This window comes from Streptomyces sp. JH002 (assembly GCF_050916115.1).
GTDB lineage: Bacteria > Actinomycetota > Actinomycetes > Streptomycetales > Streptomycetaceae > Streptomyces > Streptomyces xiamenensis.
The window spans coordinates 5756420-5779287 of record NZ_CP087989.1 but is presented as its reverse complement, the minus strand read 5'-3'; the positions used below and the strand labels follow the sequence as shown (position 1 = coordinate 5779287).

The 22868-nt window shown below is 74.3% G+C and carries 20 protein-coding genes; 6 read left to right on the top strand and 14 right to left on the bottom strand.

Annotated elements, in window-relative coordinates:
* Nucleotides 1–38: 38 nt before the first annotated feature.
* From H7827_RS26550 to infC, 5 genes are all read right to left on the bottom strand, one after another.
* On the bottom strand, nucleotides 39–1118 hold the full coding sequence (locus H7827_RS26550; RefSeq protein WP_386541621.1) for a sensor histidine kinase: 1080 nt from the start codon (nucleotides 1116–1118) through the stop codon (nucleotides 39–41).
* A gap of 124 nt (nucleotides 1119–1242) precedes the next feature.
* Nucleotides 1243–2091, bottom strand: coding sequence for a TrmH family RNA methyltransferase (locus tag H7827_RS26545; RefSeq protein WP_386541619.1), 849 nt, complete (start codon nucleotides 2089–2091; stop codon nucleotides 1243–1245).
* 218 nt (nucleotides 2092–2309) lie between these two features.
* Nucleotides 2310–2693: a 50S ribosomal protein L20 gene (gene rplT, locus H7827_RS26540; protein ID WP_019435019.1), complete on the bottom strand. Its 384-nt coding sequence runs from the start codon at nucleotides 2691–2693 to the stop codon at nucleotides 2310–2312.
* 111 nt (nucleotides 2694–2804) lie between these two features.
* Nucleotides 2805–2999, bottom strand: a complete 195-nt coding sequence (gene rpmI, locus H7827_RS26535; protein ID WP_019435018.1) for a 50S ribosomal protein L35 — start codon at nucleotides 2997–2999, stop codon at nucleotides 2805–2807.
* Nucleotides 3000–3111: 112 nt separating this feature from the next.
* A complete protein-coding gene (infC, locus tag H7827_RS26530) occupies nucleotides 3112–3750 on the bottom strand; it encodes a translation initiation factor IF-3 (RefSeq protein WP_078635206.1) in 639 nt (212 codons plus the stop codon).
* 287 nt (nucleotides 3751–4037) lie between these two features.
* On the opposite strand from infC, the gene H7827_RS26525 reads away from it, so the two are divergent.
* On the top strand, nucleotides 4038–4412 hold the full coding sequence (locus tag H7827_RS26525; RefSeq protein ID WP_030727351.1) for a DUF1844 domain-containing protein: 375 nt from the start codon (nucleotides 4038–4040) through the stop codon (nucleotides 4410–4412).
* On the opposite strand, the gene H7827_RS26520 is transcribed toward H7827_RS26525, so the two are convergent.
* Nucleotides 4409–5242 (bottom strand): MIP/aquaporin family protein, encoded by an 834-nt coding sequence (locus tag H7827_RS26520; RefSeq protein ID WP_432747614.1) that lies wholly within the window; start codon nucleotides 5240–5242, stop codon nucleotides 4409–4411. The genes H7827_RS26525 and H7827_RS26520 overlap by 4 nt on opposite strands.
* A gap of 84 nt (nucleotides 5243–5326) precedes the next feature.
* Nucleotides 5327–6067, bottom strand: coding sequence for an SseB family protein (locus tag H7827_RS26515; RefSeq protein WP_432747613.1), 741 nt, complete (start codon nucleotides 6065–6067; stop codon nucleotides 5327–5329).
* A 167-nt stretch (nucleotides 6068–6234) separates the two neighbouring features.
* On the opposite strand from H7827_RS26515, the gene H7827_RS26510 reads away from it, so the two are divergent.
* Nucleotides 6235–7233 (top strand): serine hydrolase, encoded by a 999-nt coding sequence (locus H7827_RS26510; RefSeq protein ID WP_432747612.1) that lies wholly within the window; start codon nucleotides 6235–6237, stop codon nucleotides 7231–7233.
* Here the strand turns inward: H7827_RS26510 and mycP are convergent.
* The 6 genes from mycP to H7827_RS26480 all read right to left on the bottom strand — a co-directional run bounded on the left by mycP (nucleotide 7202) and on the right by H7827_RS26480 (nucleotide 15597).
* Nucleotides 7202–8380: a type VII secretion-associated serine protease mycosin gene (gene mycP, locus H7827_RS26505; protein WP_432747611.1), complete on the bottom strand. Its 1179-nt coding sequence runs from the start codon at nucleotides 8378–8380 to the stop codon at nucleotides 7202–7204. The two genes, H7827_RS26510 and mycP, sit on opposite strands and share 32 nt — an antisense overlap.
* Nucleotides 8377–9135 carry a hypothetical protein gene (locus tag H7827_RS26500; RefSeq protein ID WP_432747610.1) on the bottom strand — a complete coding sequence of 253 codons (759 nt, stop codon included), beginning with the start codon at nucleotides 9133–9135 and terminating at the stop codon, nucleotides 8377–8379. The genes mycP and H7827_RS26500 overlap by 4 nt, the downstream gene beginning before the upstream one ends.
* A gap of 1948 nt (nucleotides 9136–11083) precedes the next feature.
* On the bottom strand, nucleotides 11084–12004 hold the full coding sequence (locus tag H7827_RS26495; RefSeq protein WP_432747609.1) for a DUF2510 domain-containing protein: 921 nt from the start codon (nucleotides 12002–12004) through the stop codon (nucleotides 11084–11086).
* Between the two features lie 46 nt (nucleotides 12005–12050).
* A complete protein-coding gene (locus H7827_RS26490; protein WP_200368318.1) occupies nucleotides 12051–12836 on the bottom strand; it encodes a 3-oxoacyl-ACP reductase in 786 nt (261 codons plus the stop codon).
* 2 nt (nucleotides 12837–12838) lie between these two features.
* Complete coding sequence (locus tag H7827_RS26485; protein ID WP_432747608.1) at nucleotides 12839–14209, bottom strand: aldehyde dehydrogenase family protein; 1371 nt, start codon at nucleotides 14207–14209, stop codon at nucleotides 12839–12841.
* A 20-nt stretch (nucleotides 14210–14229) separates the two neighbouring features.
* Nucleotides 14230–15597, bottom strand: a complete 1368-nt coding sequence (locus H7827_RS26480) for a glutamine synthetase family protein (protein ID WP_030727373.1) — start codon at nucleotides 15595–15597, stop codon at nucleotides 14230–14232.
* A 72-nt stretch (nucleotides 15598–15669) separates the two neighbouring features.
* Between H7827_RS26480 and H7827_RS26475 the strand changes: the two genes are divergently transcribed.
* The 4 genes from H7827_RS26475 (at nucleotide 15670) to H7827_RS26460 (ending at nucleotide 19781) form a co-directional block, all read left to right on the top strand.
* Nucleotides 15670–16425 (top strand): FadR/GntR family transcriptional regulator, encoded by a 756-nt coding sequence (locus tag H7827_RS26475; protein WP_432747607.1) that lies wholly within the window; start codon nucleotides 15670–15672, stop codon nucleotides 16423–16425.
* A gap of 158 nt (nucleotides 16426–16583) precedes the next feature.
* Nucleotides 16584–18065: an ethanolamine permease gene (gene eat, locus H7827_RS26470; RefSeq protein WP_432747606.1), complete on the top strand. Its 1482-nt coding sequence runs from the start codon at nucleotides 16584–16586 to the stop codon at nucleotides 18063–18065.
* Between the two features lie 26 nt (nucleotides 18066–18091).
* Nucleotides 18092–18787, top strand: a complete 696-nt coding sequence (locus H7827_RS26465; protein WP_432747605.1) for a gamma-glutamyl-gamma-aminobutyrate hydrolase family protein — start codon at nucleotides 18092–18094, stop codon at nucleotides 18785–18787.
* A 61-nt stretch (nucleotides 18788–18848) separates the two neighbouring features.
* Nucleotides 18849–19781 carry a 5'-3' exonuclease gene (locus tag H7827_RS26460; RefSeq protein WP_432747604.1) on the top strand — a complete coding sequence of 311 codons (933 nt, stop codon included), beginning with the start codon at nucleotides 18849–18851 and terminating at the stop codon, nucleotides 19779–19781.
* A gap of 164 nt (nucleotides 19782–19945) precedes the next feature.
* On the opposite strand, the gene H7827_RS26455 is transcribed toward H7827_RS26460, so the two are convergent.
* Nucleotides 19946–22756: a DEAD/DEAH box helicase gene (locus H7827_RS26455; RefSeq protein WP_386540780.1), complete on the bottom strand. Its 2811-nt coding sequence runs from the start codon at nucleotides 22754–22756 to the stop codon at nucleotides 19946–19948.
* Nucleotides 22757–22868: the final 112 nt, after the last annotated feature.

Genomic DNA, 22868 nt, shown 5'->3' with positions numbered 1-22868 from the left:
GAGAAACGCCTGGACGTGTGAGGGGCCCGCGGGGGCCGTCAGACCATGAAGGCCGGGGTGCCCGCGGGCAGGGTAAATCGGAACCGGGCGCCGCCCCGGTCGCCGCGGCCCACCGTGACGGTGCCGCCGTGGGCCTCCACGATGCCCTTGACGATGTACAGGCCAAGGCCGGTGCCGCTGCGGTCGCTGCCCCGCCAGAAGCGCGTGAAGACCCGGTGCATCGCCTCTTCGGGGATGCCGGGCCCTTCGTCGCTCACGGTCACGGCCGTGCCTTCCTGGTGGTGGTCACTCGGCGGTACGCGGTGCAGTTCAATGGTGATGGTTCCGGCGCCGTGGCGCACCGCGTTTTCCAGCAGGTTGCCCAGCACCTGGTCGATCTTGTCGGGGTCGGCCCACAGCCCGGGCAGATCGTCGGCGGCCCGCACCGTGAAGCGCTCGGCCGGTTGGCCGCCGTTGACCAGGGTCTCCACGTGGCGGCGGGCGGCCTCGGCGAGCTGGATGGGCAGCCGGCGGATCTCCAGGCGGCCGGAGTCGATGCGGGAGACGTCGAGCAGTTCGGTGATCAGCCGGGTGACCCGGTCGGCGTCGCTGTCGACGGTCTGCAGCATGAGCCGTTTCTGGTCGTCGGTGAACCGCTCCCACTTGTCGAGCATGGTGGCGGTGAAGCCCTTGACCGAGGTCAGCGGTGAGCGCAGTTCGTGGGCGACGGTGGCGATCAGCTCGGCGTCCGAGCGCTCGTCGCGGTGCCGGGCCCCGGCGTCCCGCAGGCTCAGCACCAGGCGGTGCAGCGGCCCGCCGGGAGCGGCACGCAGATAGCGCGTGGTCACCAGCACCTCACGGCCGCCGGGCAGCAGCAGATGGTGCTCGGGCTCCCCCGAGCGGGTGGCGGGCCCGTCGTACGGGTCGGTCAGCCGCCACCAGCGGCGGCCGTCGGTGTGCTCCAGGGGCAGCGCGTCCTGGATGGGCAGGCCCAGCATCCGGGTGGGTACGGCGCCCGTCAGCCGTCCGGCCTCGGCGTTGAAGCAGCTGATGAGACCACGCCGGTCGGCGACCACCAGGCCATCGGGAAGATCGTCGGGCCGCACGTCCTCTTCCCCGGCCCCGGCTGCGCTGTCCATCCCCGAATCGCCCCTCTCCCACCTGCGCGTCACCTTACTAGGACCGGCGTCAATAATCGCCTCCCGCGACGGACGCCGGCCAGGGCGCCGAAGGGGGTGTGCCGCGCCGTCGCCGGGGGCCAGGTCAGCCGGCGACGCAGCCGCCGGGCGCGCGCTGCGCCCGCGCCGAGGCGTACAGGCAGACGGCGGCTGCGGTGGCGAGGTTGAGGCTCTCGGCCCGGCCGTGGATGGGTACCCGGACGGCGGCGTGCGCCAGCGCCCTGGTCTCCGGCGGCAGCCCCCACGCCTCGTTGCCGAAGATCCAGGCGGTGGGAACGCCCATCCTCCCGGCGTCCAGTTCGGCGTCCAGGTCGTGTTCGCCCGCGCCGTCGGCGGCCAGCACCCGTACCCCGGCCTCGTCGAGCGCGCCCACCGCCTCTTCCACCGACACCCCGACCACCACCGGCAGGTGGAAGAGGGAGCCGACCGAGGCGCGGACCGCCTTGGGGTTGTACACGTCCACCGAGGCGTCGGTGAGGACGACGGCGTCCGCCCCGGCGGCGTCGGCGCAGCGCAGCACGGTGCCGGCGTTGCCGGGGTCGCGGACGTTGGCGAGCACGGCGACCAGGCGGGGGCGGGCGGCCAGCACGGTGTGCAGCGGCCGGTCCAGGAAGCGGCACACTCCGACCAGGCCCTGGGGGGTGACGGTGTCGGAGATCGCGGCGACCACGTCCTCCTCGGCCTGGTGCACGCGTACCCCCGCGGCCCGGGCGGCGTGCACCACCTCCGCGTGCCGCTCGGCGGCCTCGGCCGTGGTGAACAGCTCGATCAGGGTGTTCTCGCCGTCCGCGCGGTGGGCGATGGCCTCGCGTACCGCCTGCGGGCCCTCGGCCAGGAAGCGGCGCTCCTTGCCCCGGAAGCTGCGGCGCGCCAGCCGGCGGGCGGCGGTGACGCGGGGGGATCGCGGGGAGATCGGCTCGGCGGCGGGTGCCATGGGCGGCGGCTCACTTCTGGTGGGGCGGATGCGGACGGCGCCGGCCGGCCGGGCCGTGGCGCGGGACGGCGCGGGACGCGGGAGGGCACGGTGCGCGAGGCGGCGCGGGTGGCCGGAAAACACCGGACCCGCAGGCGGTGCCGCCTGCGGGTCCATCAACTGTCGCCCTCATCAGGGACGGCCGGCCTTCGTACGCTGTGCGGTACGTCAGGGGTGCTTCAGGCGGCCTTGGGGGCGTTCACGTCGCTGGGGAGCGCCTTCTGGGCGGTCTCCACCAGAACGGCGAACGCGTTGGGGTCGTTCACCGCGAGGTCCGCGAGGATCTTGCGGTCCACCTCGATCTCAGCGGCCTTCAGGCCCTGGATGAAGCGGTTGTAGGTGATGCCGTTGGCGCGGGCGGCGGCGTTGATCCGCTGGATCCACAGCTGCCGGAAGTCGCCCTTGCGCTTCTTGCGGTCGTTGTAGTTGTAGACGAGGGAGTGGGTGACCTGCTCCTTCGCCTTGCGGTACAGGCGGGAACGCTGACCGCGGTAGCCGCTGGCCTGCTCGAGGATCGCCCGGCGCTTCTTGTGGGCGTTGACTGCCCGCTTGACGCGTGCCACGTATGAACTCCTTGTCGGGGGGCCGCGGTGCTGTTCTCACGCGACCCGGAAACGGATGGGTCCCGGTCGTCGAGCCGTGTCGCCGCCGCCACGGGGGCGGACGGCGCCGGCTCACTTGCCGAGAAGCTTCTTGATCCTCTTGGCGTCGGCCGGAGCGGTCTCCGTCGTGCCGGCGAGGCGACGGGTCAGCGTCGAGGGCTTGTGCTCCAGGTAGTGACGGCGACCGGCGCGCTGGCGCATCACCTTGCCGGAGCCAGTGAGCTTGAATCGCTTGCTGACACCGCTGTGCGTCTTGTTCTTCGGCATGTCGCCGCTCTTTCCTCGTCGGTGACGCCCCCGGGAGCCCGGTGGGGCCCGGCCGGGGCGTCAGTTGCTTCCGTTCCTCGCACCGCGCGAGCAGCGCGCGGTGGCGGGGTACCTAGGACGCGGTGCGTCCCTGCTGTTCCAGGCGCTCGGCCTTGCGGGCGGCCTGTGCCTCCCGGGCCTCGGCCATGGCCTCGGTCTTCTTCTTGTGCGGGCCCAGGACCATGATCATGTTCCGGCCGTCCTGCTTGGGGCTGGACTCCACGAAGCCCAGGTCCTGAACGTCCTCCGCGAGCCGCGTCAGCAGCCGGTAGCCCAGTTCCGGGCGGGACTGCTCACGACCGCGGAACATGATCGTGATCTTGACCTTGTCCCCCTGCTTGAGGAACCGGACGACATGACCCTTCTTGGTGTCATAGTCGTGCGGGTCGATCTTCGGCCGGAGCTTCATCTCCTTGATCACCGTGTGCGCCTGGTTCTTGCGCGCCTCACGGGCCTTCATGGCCGACTCGTACTTGAACTTCCCGTAGTCCATGAGCTTGCAGACCGGGGGTCGGGCGTTCGCCGCGACCTCGACCAGGTCCAGGTCGTACTCCTGGGCAAGCTCCAGTGCCTTGGCAAGCGGCACGATGCCGACCTGCTCACCACTGGGACCGACGAGTCGCACCTCGGGGACGCGAATCCGGTCGTTGATGCGGGGCTCGGCGCTGATGGGGCCTCCTCGGGTTGCGCCGCACGGTTGTCTGGCGGACAGCCGCGCACGGATTATGCGGGTGACCACCGCCCCACGGGGACGCAAAAAACGCCCCGGACGGCACACAGGCGGGGCTCCTTGACAGACCGGAGCACCGCCGCGATCACCGCGGGGCGCAGCCTGACCGGTGACCTGCCGATCCGGGGATCGATCAGGTGGGAGTTCGGAGCCTCCACTTGCGGGCCGGGCACACAGGTGTCCGGCCGGTCACTGTCCATCGTACACAACCCGGGACCGGGGGCATCCCGGGGGCGGCCGGCCGGACGGCGCCGCCTACGCTGGTGGGCATGAGCGACGCCGTCCAGACCCCCGCCTCCGCCGACCCCTCCCCCGAGCTTGAGGGCGCCACCCGCGACATCGCCGATGTCCCGGCGGTCGAGGTGATCACCACCGTGGCCGTCCACCTGATGAGTTCCGCGGCCGTCAACCTGGGCCTGGCCGAGGGCGGCGAGGACCACAAGGACCTGGACGAGGCGCGCAAGCTGATCACCGCGCTGGCCGGCCTGGTGACCGCCGGTGCCACCGAGATCGGTTCCTACCACGCGGGGCCGCTGCGGGACGGGCTGAAGTCGCTCCAGCTGGCCTTCCGCGAGGCCTCCAGCGTGCCGGACGAGCCGGGCCAGGGGCCCGGCGAGAAGTACACGGGGCCCGTCTTCGGCTAGGGCCTGTCCGGGGAGTCGCCGGGGCCCCGGTCCTGGTCGCCCTCTCCCTTCGTCCGCGCGGTGCGCGAGCCGGAGAGGGCGGCGAGCCCCGGGAACAGCCGCTCGCCGTGCGGGTGGATGAGATACCGCACCAGCACGGCCAGCAGCGCGCCCGCGATCGGCGCCACGAAGAACAGCCACATCTGCGCCCAGGGCTGCCCGCCCGCGAAGATCGCCGGGGCGAAGCTGCGCGCCGGGTTCACCGAGGTGCCGGTCAGCGGGATGCCGACCAGGTGCACGGCCGCCAGCGTCAGCCCCACCGGGACGGCGGCCAGCGGCGACAGGGCGATCCGGTGGGTCACCGAGAGGTAGACGAAGACCACCAGGAACGTCAGGATCACCTCGGCCACCAGCGCGCCGAAGGTGGATACTCCGACCGCCGAGCGGTAGCCGTAGCCGTTGGTGCCGAACGCCTGGCTGGTGCGCAGCCCCGGCACCTGCCGCGCCACCAGGAACAGCAGCGCCGCGCCCGCGATCGCCCCGATGAACTGGGCGAGCCAGTAGACGGCGGTCCTTCTGAGGGTCATCCGGCCGGACAGGAACATCGCGAGCGAGACGACCGGGTTCAGATGGCTGCCGGACACCGGCCCGATGATGAACGCCAGCAGCACCAGCGTGAAGCCGAAGGCCAGCGCGATGCCGAAGGAGCCGATGAACTCGCCGGCCAGCACCGCCGAACCCACGCCGAAGAAGACCAGGATCAGGGTCCCTATCAGCTCCGCCGAGAACAGCTGTGCCTCGTCCTCCGTCCCGGCCTGCTCGGATTCGGTCTCCACGGTCTCCGCGGACATGGCGCCTCCAGTGCCTGGGTGAATCTTTGTGCGAGTCTGAACGAGGGGCCGGGCGCGTCGCACATCGATTGCGCCGTCCGGGTGTCAGCGGCGCAGCAGGGGTTCCCCGGGCAGCGCGGTACCGGCCGGCAGGACCGCCAGCTGGAGGCCGCGCACCAGGTGGGCACGGAGCATCTGATCGGCGGCGAGCGCGCGGGCGACACGTCCCACCACCTGGGCCGGGTCGGCCGCCTCGTCGAGCAGCAGGGCCAGGGTGCCGTCGCTGTCGGCGGCGGCGTTCGCGGCGGGCACCAACTGCGCGGACCGTACGGCCGGTTCCGCGGTGAGCACGGCGCGCACCGCCTCGCGTACGGCGGGGGTACGGGCCACCTCGCCGCCGCCCGCCGCCAGCGCGCGCAGCGCGGGTCCGGCCAGTTCGTACACCACCGGGCCGCCCAGGTCGAGCACCAGCGTGCCGGCTCCCTCCTGGACCGCGGCGCTCAGCGCCTGCGGCACGGTGACCGCCACCGGGCGGGCGTCGGGGCGCCATCGGATGAGGGCCTCGGTGGAGGTGAAGACGGGCAGGGCGCGGCGGCCGTCGGGCACGGTGAGGGTGAGCACGGCCATGTCGCTGCTCTTCTCCCGGCGCAGCCCGTCCGGGCCCGTCTCGGCCTCGCCGAGGACGGCCACCACCGGTACCAGCAGCCTGGCACCGGCCAGGATCTCCAGCAGCCGGGGCTCGGTGGTCCGGTCACGCGCCCAGTCGGCCAGGGCCCGGCCCAGCTCGGGGTCCTGAGCACCGTCGTCGCCGGCGAACGCCGGCTGCGGAATGTTCTTGAGCGCCACCCGCCGAGGGTATCGGGGGCGGGCATAGGGCCGGATGGGCGGGGGCTGTACGGGGGGCGTCCCGGCGGGCGGTGCGCGCCGATTCCGGGGCTTTTGTCATCGCCTGTTACCGCGATTTCTCCAGGAGACGGGTGACTCGGGCAGGTGTGCGGGTTAACGTGCCCAGCATGGACGAACCGATATCCCCGAGCCGGCCCCTGCCGGGCCGCGCCCGGCGGTGGGCGGTTCCGGTGGTCGCGGCGACCGCCGTACTGGCGATGGGGGTGGCCGGTGACGTGCCCCGCGGAGGGGGACCCGAGGTGAGCGCACAGCCCGCGGCGGTGGAGCCGGCGCCCGGCAGTGACCACGGTGGCGGGCTCGGGACGGGGGACGGCGGCGCGGCCGACCTCCAGGCGCTCGGCCGGCTGCCGGCGACCCCCGCCGACGCGGCCCTGGCCCGTTCGCTGGAGCCGCTCCTCGCCCAGCAGCCGCAGCTGCGGATATCGGTGTGCGTCCTCGGCCTGCACAGCGGCGCGAGCGCGGCGTACGGGACCGGGACCTTCGACACGGCCAGCATCGTGAAGGTCGATGTGCTGGCAGCCCTGCTGCTCCAGACCCAGGACGCGGGGCGCTCCCTCACCGAGCGGGAGCAGACGCTGGCGGCGGCGATGATCCAGCAGAGCGACAACGACGCCACGGATGTGCTGTGGCGGGTGATCGGCCGCCAGGCGGGGCTTGACGCGGCCAACGCGCGGCTCGGACTCACCGCGACCAGCGGTGGGGCCGACAATCACTGGGGGCTGACCCAGACCACCGGCGCGGATCAGCTGACGCTGCTGCGGCAGATCTTCAGCCCGGGCCCGGACCCCGTGCTGAACGCGGCCTCCCGCGGCTATCTGCGGGAGCTGATGGGCTCGGTGGTGCCCGACCAGCAGTGGGGCATATCGGCGGCGGACAGCACCGGGGCGGGGGCCACCGAGCTGAAGAACGGCTGGCTGCCGCGCAGCTCGACGGGGCTGTGGGACGTCAACAGCATCGGCCGGGTGACGGTGGGCGGGCAGTCCTATCTGATCGCGGTGGTCTCGGACGGCCACGCCGACTACGAGAGCGGGATCGCGGCCGTGGAGAGCGCGGCCCGGGACGCGGTGACCGCGCTCAGCGCCGGCCCGGGCGGCCAGGGCGCCTGAGCTCGCGGAACTGCCACCAGGACACCCCCAGCAGGGCGACCCCGAGCACCCCGGAGACGGGCGCCAGCCAGCTCGTGCCGCCGCTCCCGCTCTCCTCGGGACGGGGCCCCGGCCCGAAGTAGGCGTCGGCGTACGCCTCGGCGGCCGGGGAAGGGCTGTCCGGCGGCAGTTCGGCGGCGGCCGCGATGGCGGCGGCGGGATCGACGAGGCCGGCCCCCAGCGCGTCGCTGCGGCCCCCGTCCGGCGGATCCTGGGCGGTGCCGGTGAGCAGCGTACGGACCTGGGAGGGGGTCAGGTCGGGCCGTGCCGCCAGCAGCAGGGCGGCGGAGCCGGAGACGAAGGCGGCGGCGGCCGAGGTGCCCCAGCCCGCGTAGTACAGGCCGTCGGGGTCGGCGACGATGACGTCCTTGCCGGGGGCGCTGAGGGTGGCGTACCAGCGGCGGGTGGAGAACTCGGCGCGGCTGCCGGTGCGGTCCACCGCGGCCACGGCGATCACGCCCGGATAGCCGGCCGGGTAGGAGACCGGGTCGCCCTTCTCGCCGCCGTTGCCCGCCGAGGCGACGACGACGGCGCCCATGCTGAGCGCGTAGCGCACCGCCGCGTCCTCCTCCGGGTCGGGGTGCGCGGACTCGCTGTCGTCGCCGAGCGAGAGATTGATGACGTCGGCGCCCTGGTCGGCGGCCCACCTGATGCCCTCGGCCAGCGCGCCGCGCCGGGCGTCCCGGGCGGCGTCGCGCTCCGGGTCGTCGTCCTCCAGCAGCACCCGCACCGGCAGGATCTCGGCCTCGGGCGCGACGCCGATGACGCCGCTGTCCCGCCCGGGGCCGTGACCGCGGCCGGCGATGATCCCGGCCATGGCGGTGCCGTGGGAGGCCCAGGTCTCGTCCCCCGGCTCGGCGCCCATGCCGATGAGGTCCCTGCCCTCGCGCACGGCGCCGGCGAGATCGGGGTGGCCGGCGTCCACGCCGGTGTCCAGGACCGCGACGGTGATGCCGGCCCCGCGGGTGGTCTCCCAGGCGCCCGACACGTTGATGGCATCCAGAGCCCACCGCTGCTGATCCCGTATCGAGTCGGCGAGGGCCCCGGGCGTGCCGGCGGCGAGCAGCGCGCAGAGCAGCAGGACGACGGTGAGGGGGCGGCGGGTCATCCGTGGTCCTCGGTGAGTCGGGCGGCTGCCTGGCGGATGCTCCGCTCGACCTGGTCGGCGAGGCCCATGGCCTCGTGCCCCAGGCCGGACAGCGCGACGGCGGTGTCCTGGCCCTCCGCGACGGCCTCGGTGGCGGGCTGCGGGCTGTCCACCACCCGGGCGTCGGCGAAACCGCTGACGGTGTACACGATGACGGGCGCGTCGGTCAGGACGCGCACGGTCCAGGTGGCGCGCTGTTCCGCGCCGAAGCCCTCAGCGGCGGTGCCGGGGGCGGCGAGGGTGAGGGGCAGCGGGGCACCCTCCCCGGTGCCGAAGGAGGCGCGCAGGGCTTCCATGGCCGGTGCGTCGGCCTCGGTGAACACCATGCCGACGGTGGTCACACTGCTCACGGTGTCGTCCACGTAGCTGGCCCGCACGGCCCGCTCGCAGCCGGCCGTGGGCAGCAGGACCTCGGCGAGGGCGGGGCCGATGGCGGTGAGGCAGTCCTCGTCGGGCGCGACGGCGACCCGCAGCCAGCGGCGCTCGGCCCCGCCGGGTCCGGCGCCCTCGCTGGTCAGCTCCGGCGGGAACAGCTCGTCGACGGGGAGGTCCCGCCACAGCGAGCGGCTGTCGTCGAAGGCCGCCCGGGCTGCGGAGGCGGCGCTGTCCCCGGTGAGCCAGGCTCCGGCGGCGGCGCCGCCGAGCAGTCCGGTGCCCAGCACGAGCGCGATGACCACGGCGGCCACCCGCAAGGGGTGCGGCCGGGAAGCGACCACGCGCAGCAGGAGGGTCGGGTGCGGGTCGTCCTCGGGCCCGGCCGGCTCGCCTGCGGGCCGGGGCGGCGCCGTGCGCGCGCCGGGGGCGGGGGCGGGCGAGAAACCGGCGGAGGTACCGGGCCCCGCGCCGGTCCGGTCCCCGGGCGGGGCGGGGCGGGACCCGGGCGGAACGCCGCCGGTTCCCCGGTCACGTGCCGGGCCGGGGGGCGGCGTGGAGCCGGCGGGCCTGCGTACGGAGGTTCCGCCACCGGACGACGCCGGGCCGGGGACGGGCGGAACGTGGGGCCGCCGGGACGGCGCGAAGCCGCCCGTGACGGAGGGCGAACGGCCGGTCGGGGCGGAGCCGCCCGGGGCGGACGCACCGGGCGCCGGTGCGACGGAGGAGCGGCGGCCAGGAGCGGACGCGCCCGAAGGGGAAGGGCCGGCGGACGTGCCGGGGGCACCGGACGGCGCACGGCCGGGCACCGGCGGCACGGACGGCCGCCGGGGCGGCGCGCCACCAGCCGCACCGCCGCCCGGGGGCGAACCGTCCCGCACGGGCGGGGCCGGCGGACGTCCGGCCGACGCGGAACCGCGCGCGGCCGAGGACCCGGCGGACGTACCCGGCAAGGGCGGGACCGAGGGACGGCGGCCCGCAGCGGCACCGGCCACAGCGGAGGAACCCGCAGATTCACCCGGCACACCGGACGGAGAGCGACCGGGCGCCGGGACCCCGGAGCGACCCGCCGACGCCGAACCCCCCGATGTACCCGGCAAGGGCGGGACCGAGGGACGGTGCCCCGCAGCGGAACCGCCTGAAGCGGAGGAACTCCCGGACCCACCCAGGGCACCGGACGGAGAGCGACCCGCCGAGGCCGAACCCCCCGTCCTTGGGGGCGGTGTGGAGCCGGCGGGCGTGCGGGCGGACATCCCGCCACCGGACGACGCCGGGGCTGGGACGGGCGGAACCGTGGGGCGCTGCCCCGGAGCCGGACCGGCCGGACGGGAAGGGTTGACGCGCGCACCGGACGGCGCGTGATCGGGCAGGTGGGGAACGGACGCCCGGCGGGGCGGCGCCGAGCCGCCCACCGCGTCTGCCCGACCGGCGGGCGCACCCGTCGCTCCGCCGGTCCCAACCGCAGCGCGCGGCGCGCCGGCCGATGGGGCACGCGCCGCAGGCGGCTCCGGCCTGCCCGTCGCCGCCGGGCCGGCGGACGACCCGATGCCCGGACCGCCCCGCGCCGGGCCGACGGACGGAGCCGAACCGGGGGACGGCTGACGCTCCGGCGCTGCCCCGGACCTCGGCCCACCCGGCGACGGCGCCCCGGCGTCCGGTCGCCCGGACGCCCGGACTCCGGACGGTCCGGCCGTCGCGCCGGTGCCGCCCGGCGGCCCCGGCGTGCTCATCGCCCCTGCGGCCTGCGCCGCCGGCTTCGCCGGTGCGGCGCTGCGCGGCAGGAGCCCCGGCGGGGACGCTCCGGAGTCCGGACGACGCCCGGCGGCGGAGGCCGGCCCCCCGGGCCGTCCGGGGGCGGTTCCTTCGTGCGGGCCGGCGGCCGAACGCCCCGGCGCGGGCCGGAGGTTCTGGGGCGGCGTGGGCGGGCCCGGCCGTTCCGGGGGTACGGGGCGGGCTGCCGCCGTCGGCTGCCGCGTCGTACCGGCTCCGGGGGCCGGGACGGGTATCCGGTGTCCGGTCGGGTTCTGCCCGCCCCCGCCCCCGCCGTCGGCGCCCGCGCCGTCGTCCTCACCGTTGTCGCCGGCGGACGTCGCCACGGGCGGGTGGGGTGGGCGCGGGGGTGTCAGGGGCATGGCGGGCCGTGGTTGTCCCGGCTGGGTGTCCATCCGTTCCCGCCCCTCCCGCCAAACCTGTCCCGTCGCTGCTCACGACGGTGTTGGTCACTCTACGTGCACCGGTTCATCCAGTGGTAACGGGCGCCGGATGAGGGAGCGTACCAACTGCCCTGCCCCATCAGGCCGGTGATCCGTCCCCGGCCGGACGCCGGACGCCCGCGGCGATCCGGTCCATGTCGTCAGCCGGCGGGGCGTCCGCTCCCACGTCGAAACCCAGGCGCAGCACCAGCAGTTCACCCGACCCGTCCGGTGCCGGGAAGACCACGGTCTCGGCGTACGCCGAGATGCCCGCGCCGGTGGTCAGCAACTCCCGGATCCGGTAGCCGCTCTCGCCCGCGACGGTCGTGCCGGCGGCGAGCACGCGCTCGCGGGCGGTGACCCCCGCGTACGTGGCGTCGCCGAAGGACTCCTCGATGTGGGCCGTGATGTCCGCCTCCGCCACCAGCCTCGGGTCCGTACCGGCGGCGGGGTCGGCCGTGCCGAGGAAGGCACCGGCCGTCACGCAGGAGCGGGCGGGGTCGGCGGGGCAGGGGTAGTCGCCCGTGGTGACCAGCAGGCCGCCCCCGCCGGGTTTCTCCTCCCAGCCGGGCAGCACCGGCAGCGCCAGCCCGCCGGGGCCCGGCCCGCTCAGGGGCAGGGGCGTGGGCGTGGCGGCGTCGTCGGGTTCGCCCCGGTCATCCGTCTCGCCCTCCGGGTCCGTATCGGTGGCGGGCGCGGTCGGGTCGGGGCCGGCGCTCCCGCTTTCCCCCCGGTCGCCGAGCACCAGCACCCCGCCGGTCACCAGGGCGGCCAGCATCAGCGCGCTGCCCACGGCCATGAACACCACGGGCCGCCGCCCCGGTTCGCCTTTGCCCGCCGGTGCGCCCCGCGGCTCCGGGCGCCGCCCGGTGTCCGCCGGATCGGGGGCGGTGGGCCCCGGCTCCGCCGGGGCACGGGTGCGGCCGGTCCAGGCGGCGCCGTCCCACCAGCGCTCGGGCGCCGGTCCGTTGCCGGCGTGCCCCGGGTCGGGGTACCAGCCGGGAGAAGAGTTCGCACTCACGCCCGAAACCTCTCACAGCATGCCGTCTCCCACCACCGCCGCCGTCCTACAGCGGGGTGACGTACGCACCCGCGATGCCGCCGTCCACCAGGAATTCGGCGGCGTTGACGAACGACGCGTCGTCGCTGGCGAGAAACGCCACGGCCGCCGCGATCTCCTCGGCCTCCGCGAACCGGCCCACCGGGATGTGCACCAGCCGCCGCGCCGCCCGCTCCGGGTCCTTGGCGAACAGTTCCTTCAGCAGCGGGGTGTTGACCGGCCCCGGGCACAGCGCGTTGACGCGGATGCCCTCCCGGGCGAACTGGACGCCCAGTTCCCTGGACATGGCCAGCACGCCGCCCTTGGAGGCGGTGTAGCTGATCTGCGAGGTCGCGGCGCCCATCACCGCCACGAACGAGGCGGTGTTGATGATGGAGCCCTTGCCCTGCCGCCGCATGTACGGGAGCGCGGCCTTGCAGCACAGGTACACGGAGGTGAGGTTGACCTCCTGCACCCGGCGCCACGCGTCGAGCTCGGTGGTGAGGATCGAGTCGTCGTCGGGCGGTGAGATCCCGGCGTTGTTGAAGGCGATGTCCACGGAGCCGTACGTCTCGTCGGCCGTCCGGAAGAGCGCCTCGACCTGGTCGGGATCCGTCACATCGGTGGCCACGTACAGTCCGCCGGTCTCCCGCGCGGCGGCCTCGCCCCGGGCGGCGTCCACGTCGGCGCACACCACGTGGGCGCCCTCGGAGGCGAGCCGGCGCGCGGTGGCCAGGCCGATGCCGGAGCCCGCTCCGGTGACGACGGCGGTGCGGCCGACCAGGCGGCGGCACACGGCGGTCTCGTCGGACATGGTCAGTTCTCCTCGGTGCTGATGAAGACGTTCTTGGTCTCGGTGAAGGCCACCAGCGCGTCGGGGCCCAGCTCGCGTCCCAGACCCGACTGCTTGTAGCCGCCGAAGGGGGTGCTGTACCGGACACTGCTGTGGGAGTTGACGGACAGGTTGCCGGCCGCGACGGCGCGGGCCATCCGGATGGCGCGCCCCGTGTCGCGGGTCCACAGCGATCCCGAGAGCCCGTACGGCGTGGCGTTGGCCAGCCGTACCGCCTCCGCCTCGTCCTCGAAGGGGGTGATGACGGCGACCGGGCCGAAGACCTCCTCGGTGGCGGCGCGTTCGTCCGCGGTACGGGATTCCAGGACGGTGGCGGGGTACCAGTAGCCCTTGCCGTCGGGGACGGTGCCGCGGATGGCGGCGGGGGCGGACTCGGGGACGTAGGACCGTACGCGTTCGCGCTGGGCGGCCGAGATGAGCGGGCCCATCGCGGTGTCGGGGTCGGCCGGGTCCCCCGCGGTGAAGGCGTGCACCGCGGGCTCCAGGAGTTCCAGGAACCGGTCGTACACCTGGCGCTGCACCAGGATGCGGCTGCGGGCGCAGCAGTCCTGACCCGTGTTGTCGAGGAAGGAGCCGGGGGCGGCGGCCGCGGCGCGTTCCAGGTCGGCGTCGGCGAAGACGATGTTGGGGCTCTTGCCGCCGAGTTCGAGGGTGACGGGCTTCACCTCGGCCGCGCAGCGGGCCATGATCTGTTTGCCGACCGCGGTCGACCCGGTGAAGACGATCTTGGCGACGCCGGGGTGGTCCACCAGGGCACCGCCGGTGGTGGGGCCGTCCCCGGGCAGGACCTGGAAGAGGTCTTCGGGCAGCCCGGCCTCGGTGGCGAGGCCGGCCAGCCGCAGGGCGGTGAGCGGGGTGGTCTCGGCCGGCTTGAGCAGGACGGCGTTGCCCGCGGCGAGAGCGGGCGCGGCGCCCCAGCCGGCGACGGGCAGCGGGAAGTTCCACGGGGCGATGACGCCGACGACGCCGAGCGGTTCGTGGAAGGTGAGGTCGATGCCGCCGGCCACCGGGATCTGCCGGCCGGAGAGCCGTTCCACTCCCCCGGCGGCGTACTCCAGGACGTCGCGGACGTTGCCCGCCTCCCAGCGGGCGTTGGTGACGGGGTGGCCGGCCTCGCGGACCTCGATGTCGGCCAGTTCCGCGACGGCGCCGTCCACGGCGTCGGCGAAGCGGCGCAGCAGCCGGGCGCGGTCGGCGGGGGCGAGCGCGGCCCAGCGCTCCTGGGCCCGCGCGGCGCGGGCGACGGCGGCGTCCACCGCGCGCGGCCCGGTGGCGGGGACCGTGGCGATGGTTTCCTCGGTCGCCGGGTTGATCACCTCGTGCTCGTCCTGCACGTGCGGTGTGCTCCCTTCCCTCACAGGCGTTCGAAGGAGCGGAACCGCTCCCAGTCGGTGACGGCCGTGTCGTAGGCGTTCTGTTCGACGCGGGCCATGTGCAGGTAGTGCTCGACGACGTCGTCGCCGAAGGCGTGACGGGCGAGCGCGCTGTTCTCCCACAGGTCGGCGGCCTCGCGCAGGGTGGCGGGGACGGTCTCGGCGCCGGCGGTGTAGGCGTTGCCGGTGCAGGCGTCGGGGAGTTCCAGCTCGTGCTCCACCCCGTACAGGCCGGCGGCGATCATGCCGGCGACGGCCAGGTAGGGGTTGACGTCGCCGCCGGGGAGCCGGTTCTCCAGCCGGTGGGAGGGGCCGTGGCCGATGACGCGCAGCGCGCAGGTGCGGTTGTCGGGGCCCCAGGCGACGGCGGTGGGGGCGAAGGAGCCGGGCCGGAACCGCTTGTAGGAGTTGATGTTCGGCGCGTACAGCAGGGTGAGTTCGCGCAGGGCGGCGAGCTGTCCGGCCAGGAAGTGCCGCATGGTGGCGGACATGCCGTACGGGCCGTCCGGGTCGGCGAGGACCGGCCGCCCCTCACCGTCGCGCAGCGAGAAGTGGATGTGGCAGGAGTTGCCCTCGCGTTCGTCGTACTTGGCCATGAAGGTGAGCGCGCTGCCCTGCTGGGCGGCGATCTCCTTGGCGCCGGTCTTGTAGACGGTGTGCTGATCGCAGGTGGTGAGGGCGTCGTCGTAGCGGAAGGCGATCTCGTGCTGGCCGAGGTTGCACTCGCCCTTGGCGGATTCGACGGTGAGGCCGGCAGCGCCCATCTCGTTGCGGATGCGGCGCAGCAGGGGTTCGACGCGGCCGGTGCCGAGGACGGAGTAGTCGACGTTGTACTGGTTGGCGGGGGTGAGGCCGCGGTAGCCGGCCTCCCAGGCCTGTTCGTAGGTGTTGTTGAAGACCATGAACTCCAGCTCGGTGCCGGCGTATCCGTGCCAGTCCCGCTCGGCGAGCCGGTCCAGCTGGCGGCGCAGTATCTGCCGGGGGGAGGCGGTGACGGGGCTGCCGTCGTGCCAGGCCAGGTCGGCGATCATCAGGGCGCTGCCGGGGTGCCAGGGCAGCCGGCGCAAGGTGGCGTGATCGCCGTGCAGGGCGAAGTCGCCGTAGCCGCGTTCCCAGGAGGACATGGCGTAGCCGTCGACGGTGTTCATGTCGGTGTCCACGGCCAGCAGGTAGTTGCAGCCCTCGGTACCGTGGTGGAGCACTTCGTCGAGGAAGAACCGGGCGGCGAACCGCTTGCCCTGGAGTCTGCCCTGCATGTCGGTGAAGGCGAGGACCACGGTGTCGAGCTCTCCGAGGTCGACCAGGCCCCGCAGTTCCTCGAGCGTCAGCGGGGGTGTGGGTGCTGCCACGGGACGGCCTCCTGTCGCTACAGCCGGAGGCCATAAGGTAGCCGTGCAGACCATTGATTGGGAAGTAGGTCGATGGACGACTTCAGCAGCGGGGCCGGGTCCGCGGCGCCCGACGGCCTGCCGCCGGGCGCGCTGCGCCCCGTACGGGCCGGCAACGGCTTCGAGGAGGCGCTCGAACAGATACTGCGGGTGCTGCGGCTTGGCCTGGTGCCGCGCGGCGGCCGGCTGCCGGCCGAACGCGAGCTGGCCGAGCGGCTGGGCGTCAGCCGGGTCACGCTGCGCGAGGTGCTGAAGGTCCTTCAGGACGAGGGTCTGGTGGTGAGCCGGCGCGGCCGGTACGGCGGGACCTTCGTGCGGGAGCGGCCCGAGCCCGCCAGGGACGCCGCCCGCGGCGAACTGCGCCGCCGGCTGGCCGGGGTGGACGTGGAGGACGTGCTGCGGCTGCGCGAGGTCCTGGAGTCGGGGGCCGCCGGGCTGTGCGCGGCCGATCCGCCCGACGCGGCCCGCACCGAGCGGCTGCGCGCCGCGCTGACCGCCACCCAGGAGGCACCGCTCGCCGACTACCGGCGCGCCGACACCGCGCTCCACCTGGCGCTGGCCGAACTCAGCGGCTCACCGACGCTCGCCGTCCAGTACGCGGCGGTCCGGGCCGAACTCAACGCGCTGCTGGACTGCATCCCGCTGCTGGTGCGCAACCTGGCGCACTCCCAGGAGCAGCACGCCGCGCTGGTGGCGGCGGTGCTGGCGGGCGAGGCGGACGCGGCCCGGGAGATCGCCCGCGAGCACTGCGCGGGCACCGCCGCGCTGCTGCGCGGCTTTCTCACCTGACCCCCGGACCGCCGCCGACCCCTGGCCGTCACCGCTTCCACCGCTGCCACCGCCGTCGCGCTTGTTTACCGCTGTTTTACGCACGGGGCTTGCGCCGCTCGCCTTCCGGGGGCAAAGGTATGCCGCCAAACCATTGTGCGCGAGGCAGGAGCGGCCCCATGTCGGACGAAGCCCAGGCACCCCCCACCGCACCGCCGGCCGCACCGCCTGGCTCCGGGACGGGCGAGGCGTATCTGCGCAAGCGCGCCCTGCGCGGCGGCAGCGCGGGGCCGCTGCTGCTGACCGGCCTCGGCGTGGCGTACGTCGTCTCCGGCGACTACGCGGGCTGGAACTTCGGCCTCGCCGAGGGCGGCTTCGGCGGCCTGGCCATCGCCGCGCTGCTGATGGGCCTGATGTACGGCTGCCTGGTCTTCGCCACCGCCGAACTGGCCGCCATCCTGCCGACCGCGGGCGGCGGTTACGGGTTCGCCCGCCGGGCGCTGGGCCCCTGGGGCGGCTTTCTCACCGGTACCGCGATCCTCATCGAGTTCGTGCTGGCCCCGGCCGCCATCTCCATCTTCATCGGCGACTACGTCGAATCCCTGAACCTCTTCGGCCTCACCTCGTCCTGGCCCGTCTACCTGGGCTGCTTCGTCGTGTTCATCGGCATCCACCTGTGGGGCGTGGGCGAGGCGCTGCGGTTCTCCCTGGTGGTCACCGCCGTCGCGGTCGCCGCCCTGCTGATCTTCGTCCTGGGCGCCCTCAGCGACTTCCAGGTGGGCTCCCTCAACGACATCCCCGTCGACCCCGATGCCTTCGGCGCCAACTCCTGGCTGCCGTTCGGACTCCTCGGGATCTGGGCGGCCTTCCCCTTCGGCATGTGGTTCTTCCTGGGGGTGGAGGGGGTGCCGCTGGCCGCCGAGGAGGCCCGCGACCCGGCGCGTACGCTGCCGCGCGCCATGGCCTGGGCGATCGGCATCCTCGCGGTGCTCGCCCTGCTCACGTTCCTGGCCGCCGCCGGGGCCGGCGGCTCGGCCGCCCTGACGGACGCCGGCAACCCGCTGGTGACGGCCGCCCAGGACAACGGCGAGCCGACCGCCCTGAGCCGGTTCATCAACTACGCGGGTCTCGCCGGCCTGGTGGCGTCCTTCTTCTCCCTGGTGTACGCGGGCTCCCGGCAGCTCTTCGCCCTCTCCCGGGCCGGCTACCTGCCCCGCTTCCTGTCCCTGACCAGCCGCCGCAAGGCCCCGTATCTGGGGCTGCTGATCCCCGGCGCGATCGGCTTCGCACTGGCCGCCGCCACCGGCAACGGCGACACCATGCTGAACGTCGCGGTCTTCGGCGCGGCCCTCTCGTACGCGCTGATGAGTCTGTCGCACATCGTGCTGCGCCGCCGGGAGCCGGAACTCCCCCGGCCCTACCGCACCCCGGGCGGGACGCTCACCTCCGGCACCGCGTTCGTCCTGGCACTGGCCGCGCTGGTGGCGACCTTCCTGGTGGACCGGGACGCGGCGCTGATCGCGCTGGGCGTGTACGGAGTGGCGATCGGCTACTTCGCCTTCTACTCTCGGCACCGGCTGGTCGCGGCGGCCCCGGAGGAGGAGTTCGCGGCCCTCGCCGCGGCCGAGGCGGAACTGCGCCGCGACCCCGACCGCGACTGACCCCCTTCCACGGCACGGAGCACCCCTTGAGCACACCCCCGCTGATCGGCATCAGCAGCTATCTGGAGGCGGACACCCGCTACCGGGAGTGGCGGCAGCCCGCGGCACTTGCCCCGGCCGGCTACCACCAGCAGGTGCAACGGTCCGGCGGGCTGGCCGTCCTGCTGCCCCCCGACCCCGCGCCGGGGGCGGCAGGGGCGGCGGTGGCCCGGCTGGACGGCCTGGTGATCTCCGGCGGCCCCGATGTGGCTCCGGAGCGGTACGGGGCGGCGCGCGATCCGCGCACCGGTCCGCCGGCCGCCGAACGGGACGCGTGGGAGCTGGCCCTGATCGAGGCGGCAGGCGCCCGCCGGGTGCCGCTGCTCGGCATCTGCCGGGGCATGCAGTTGCTGAACGTCGCCAGGGGCGGCACGCTGCTCCAGCATCTGGACGAGCACGGCGGACCGGTGCCCGGCTCGTTCGGCGAACACAAGGTCACCCCGGTCCCCGGCACCCTGCTGGCCGGCATCCTCCCCGGGCCCGTCGCCGTGCCCACGTACCACCACCAGGCGGTCCAGCGGCTCGGCGCCGGGCTGATCGCGGGCGCCCACGCCGCCGACGGCACCGTGGAGGCCGTCGAGGACCCCGCCGCGCCCGCCCTCACACTGGCCGTGCAGTGGCACCCGGAGGCCGCCGACGACGTCCGGCTGATGACCGCGCTGGTCCGCGCGGCCACCGGCTGACCCCGTACCCGACCGGCGGGTGGCGGTCCGCCCTGTCAGTGCCATCGGGGATGATCCGAGCATGACCCGCTCTCTCATGCTGCTGGACACCGCCTCGCTCTACTTCCGCGCCTACTACGGGGTGCCCGACTCCGTCCGGGCCCCCGACGGGACACCGGTCAACGCGGTACGCGGGCTGCTGGACTTCATCGGCCGGCTGGTCCGCGACCACCGGCCGCACTCCCTGGTGGCCTGCATGGACGCCGACTGGCGGCCGCACTGGCGGGTGGAGCTGATCCCCAGCTACAAGGCGCACCGGGTCGCCGAGACCACCCCGGGCGGCGACCCGGACGTGGAGGAGGTGCCGGACACCCTCACCCCCCAGGTTCCCGTCATCGAGCAGGTGCTGGACGCCATCGGCATCACCCGGCTCGGCGCCCCGGGCTTCGAGGCGGACGACGTCATCGGCACCCTCGCCACCCGGGCCACCGTCCCGGTGGACATCGTCACCGGCGACCGGGACCTGTTCCAGCTCATCGACGACCGGCGCCCGGTGCGGGTGCTGTACCCGGTCAAGGGCATGGGCGACCTCGCCGCCTTCGACGAGAGCGCGCTGCGCGAGAAGTACGGCGTGGACGGCCCCGGTTACGCCGAGATGGCGGTGCTGCGCGGTGACCCGAGCGACGGGCTGCCCGGGGTGCCCGGCATCGGCGAGAAGACCGCAGCGACCCTTCTGGAGCGCTTCGGTGACCTCACCGGCGTCCTCGCCGCGCTGGACAACCCGATGGCCAAGCTCACCCGCTCCCAGCGCGCCAAGCTGGAGGGAGCCCTGCCCTACCTGGCCGTCGCCCCCACGGTGGTACGGGTCGCCACCGACATCCGGCTGCCGGCCCACGACGCGACGCTGCCCCGCACCCCCCGCGACCCCGGCACGCTCGACGCGCTCGCCGAACGCTGGGGCCTGGGCAGCGCCCTGGACCGGCTCCTCACCACCCTGGCGAACCGGCCGGAGTAGCCGGCCGGCTCCGGGCCGTCCCTTCCGCGTCCACGGTGCCGGGAGCCCGGGTCACGCCGCTCCGCCGCCGTGCCGGGAGCCCGGGAGGACGGCAACCCGAGGCACTGCGCCGCCCCGGCCGGGGAGGACAGGGCACGGTCCGGCGAAGGTCCGGGAGAGCGGGCCTACCCGACCGAGCTGTACGCGACGACCCCGCGCAGTATCTTGTCCACCGCCTGGTGGGCGGTCCTGGTCACCGTGCCACCGGGCGGCGCGGCCTGCGCGATCTGGCCCAGCACATCGATGATCTGCTTGCACCAGCGCACGAAGTCACCGGCCGTCATGTCGGCGTCGCTCAGCACCTCGTCCAGCGAGTGCCCCTGCGCCCAGCGGTAGGCCGGCCAGGCGAAGCCCAGATCCGGCTCCCGCTGGCCGACCCCGGTGGCCTGGTTGATGCGGTGCTGCTCCTCCAGGGCGTCCAGCCGCCCCCAGATCCGCACCATCTCGCCCAGCGCCGCCCTGGCGCGCCCGCCCGGCAGCTCCGGCGCGGGCGCGTCGTCGGCCGAGCGGGTCTCGAAGACCAGCGCGGAGACGCAGGCCGCCAGTTCGGCCGGGTCCAGGCCCTCCCAGACCCCGTCCCGCAGGCACTCGCTCGCCAGCAGGTCCAGCTCGCCGTACAGCCGCGCCAGCCGCCGCCCGTCGTCGGTGACCTGGTCCCCGTCCAGGTACTCCAGCTCCGACAGCAGCGCGTACACCTGGTCGAAGGTCCTGGCGATGGTGTTGGTGCGGCCCTCGATGCGCCGCTCCAGCTGGCGGTTGTCCCGCTTGAGCCGGTGATAGCGCTCCGCCCACCGGGCGTGGTCCTCACGCTCGTCGCAGCCGTGACACGGATGCGCCCGGATCGCCTGCCGCAGCTGCGCCAGCTGCGCGTCGTCGGCCGCCGCCGCCCGCTGCTTGCGGCTGCGTCCCGGCTCGTGGTGCCCCGCCTTGGTGCGCAGCGCCGACGCCAGATCCCGCCGTGACTGCGGGCTGCGGGCGTTGAAGGACTTCGGGATCCGCATCCGGTCCAGCGGCTCCACCGGCACCGGGAAGTCGATCGAGGCCAGCCGCTTGACCTGCCGCTGCACGGTCAGCACCAGGGGCCGCGGCCCCTCGTACCCGTCCATCCCCCGGTGCCGGGACGGGCCCCGCCCGCTGCCGGGCACCCCGGGGTCGAGCACCAGCGCCAGACCGGCGAACTTGCCGGTCGGCACATGGATGATGTCCCCCGGCCGCAGCTTCTCCAGGGCCGCGGCGGCGGCCGCCCGCCGCTGCGTCACGCCCTCGCGCGCCAGCTCCGTCTCCCGGTCCTTCAGCTCCCTGCGCAGCCGCGAGTACTCCTCGAAGTCCCCCAGGTGGCAGGTCATCGCCTCCTTGTACCCGGCCAGACCCGTCTCGTTCTTGTGCACCTGCCGCGAGATCCCGACCACCGAACGGTCCGCCTGGAACTGGGCGAACGAGGTCTCCAGCAGTTCCCGCGAACGGTGCCGGCCGAACTGGCCCACCAGGTTGACGGCCATGTTGTAGGACGGCTTGAAGGAGGAGCGCAGCGGATACGTCCGCGCCCCGGCCAGCCCCGCCAGCGCGGTCGGGTCCATGCCGCGCTGCCACAGCACCACCGCGTGGCCCTCGACATCGATCCCGCGCCGCCCGGCCCGGCCGGTCAGCTGGGTGTACTCGCCGGGCGTGATGTCGGCGTGCTGCTCCCCGTTCCACTTGACGAGCTTCTCCAGCACCACCGACCTGGCCGGCATGTTGATGCCCAGCGCCAGCGTCTCGGTGGCGAAGACGGCCTTCACCAGGCCGCGGACGAACAGCTCCTCGACGATCTCCTTGAAAGCCGGCAGCATCCCCGCGTGGTGGGCGGCGATGCCGCGCTCCAGGCCCTCCAGCCATTCGAAGTAGCCCAGGACCCGCAGATCCTCGTCCGGGATGGCGGCGGTGCGCCGCTCGACGACCTCCCGCACCCGCAGCCGCGCCGCCGCGTCGTTCAGCCGCAGCCCGGCGTACAGGCACTGCTGCACGGCGGCCTCGCAGCCGGCCCGGCTGAAGATGAAGGTGATGGCCGGCAGCAGACCCTCGGCGTCGAGCCGGTCGATGACCTCGGCGCGGCTCGGTGTCCACACCCGGTTGCGGGCCCGGCGCTCACGCTCGCGGTCGGCGGCCCGCCGCCGGTCCCGGCCGGCGCCGCGCTCCCGGTTCCAGCTCCTGGCGCCCTCGGTGCGCGCCATCCGCAGCAGATCGGGGTTGACCTCCCGCTTGGCGCCGGACTCCTCGAACAGGTCGTACATCCGCCGCCCGGCCAGCACGTGCTGCCACAGCGGGACGGGGCGGTGCTCGGCGACGATCACGCGGGTGTCGCCGCGCACGGTGTCCAGCCAGTCGCCGAACTCCTCCGCGTTGGAGACGGTCGCCGACAGGGAGACCAGGGTCACCGACTCCGGGAGGTGGATGATGACCTCCTCCCACACGGCGCCACGGAAGCGGTCGGAGAGGTAGTGCACCTCGTCCATCACCACGTAGCCGAGGCCGTCCAGCGCCTGGGATCCGGCGTACAGCATGTTCCGCAGCACCTCGGTGGTCATCACGACCACGGGCGCGTCGGCGTTCACACTGTTGTCACCCGTCAGCAGGCCGACCCGGTCCGCTCCGTACCGCTTCGCCAGATCGGTGAATTTCTGGTTCGAGAGGGCTTTGATGGGCGTGGTGTAAAAGCATTTACGGCCCTGGGTGAGGGCCAGATGAACGGCGAATTCTCCGACGATCGTCTTCCCCGAACCGGTCGGCGCGGCGACCAGGACGCCGCTGCCGCCCTCCAGGGCCCGGCATGCCTCGATCTGGAAGTCGTCGAGATCGAAGTCGTACATCTGACGGAAGGGGGCGAACGCGGTGGCCTGCTCGACGGCGCGCCTGCGGGCGGCGGAGTAGCGCTGCGCGGGGGACATGTCCTCGGTCATTGTGCTGTCGAGCCTACCGGCCACCGCCGACAGTGGGGTGATCTTTATCGTGCCGCTGCCCCCGGCACCGTGTGGGTGCCGGGGGCAGCGGGGAGACCGTCGCGCGCTCGGC

Bases quoted from the DNA above. Each gene is read 5' to 3' on its own strand.
- H7827_RS26460 (WP_432747604.1), top strand. From the start codon at position 18,849: ATGACCCGCTCTCTCATGCTGCTGGACACCGCCTCGCTCTACTTCCGC.
- H7827_RS26520 (WP_432747614.1), bottom strand. From the start codon at position 5,242: ATGTCCGCGGAGACCGTGGAGACCGAATCCGAGCAGGCCGGGACGGAG.
- H7827_RS26510 (WP_432747612.1), top strand. From the start codon at position 6,235: ATGGACGAACCGATATCCCCGAGCCGGCCCCTGCCGGGCCGCGCCCGG.
- rpmI (WP_019435018.1), bottom strand. From the start codon at position 2,999: ATGCCGAAGAACAAGACGCACAGCGGTGTCAGCAAGCGATTCAAGCTC.
- H7827_RS26550 (WP_386541621.1), bottom strand. From the start codon at position 1,118: ATGGACAGCGCAGCCGGGGCCGGGGAAGAGGACGTGCGGCCCGACGAT.
- H7827_RS26455 (WP_386540780.1), bottom strand. From the start codon at position 22,756: ATGACCGAGGACATGTCCCCCGCGCAGCGCTACTCCGCCGCCCGCAGG.
- H7827_RS26525 (WP_030727351.1), top strand. From the start codon at position 4,038: ATGAGCGACGCCGTCCAGACCCCCGCCTCCGCCGACCCCTCCCCCGAG.
- H7827_RS26545 (WP_386541619.1), bottom strand. From the start codon at position 2,091: ATGGCACCCGCCGCCGAGCCGATCTCCCCGCGATCCCCCCGCGTCACC.
- H7827_RS26475 (WP_432747607.1), top strand. From the start codon at position 15,670: ATGGACGACTTCAGCAGCGGGGCCGGGTCCGCGGCGCCCGACGGCCTG.
- H7827_RS26490 (WP_200368318.1), bottom strand. From the start codon at position 12,836: ATGTCCGACGAGACCGCCGTGTGCCGCCGCCTGGTCGGCCGCACCGCC.
- mycP (WP_432747611.1), bottom strand. From the start codon at position 8,380: ATGACCCGCCGCCCCCTCACCGTCGTCCTGCTGCTCTGCGCGCTGCTC.
- eat (WP_432747606.1), top strand. From the start codon at position 16,584: ATGTCGGACGAAGCCCAGGCACCCCCCACCGCACCGCCGGCCGCACCG.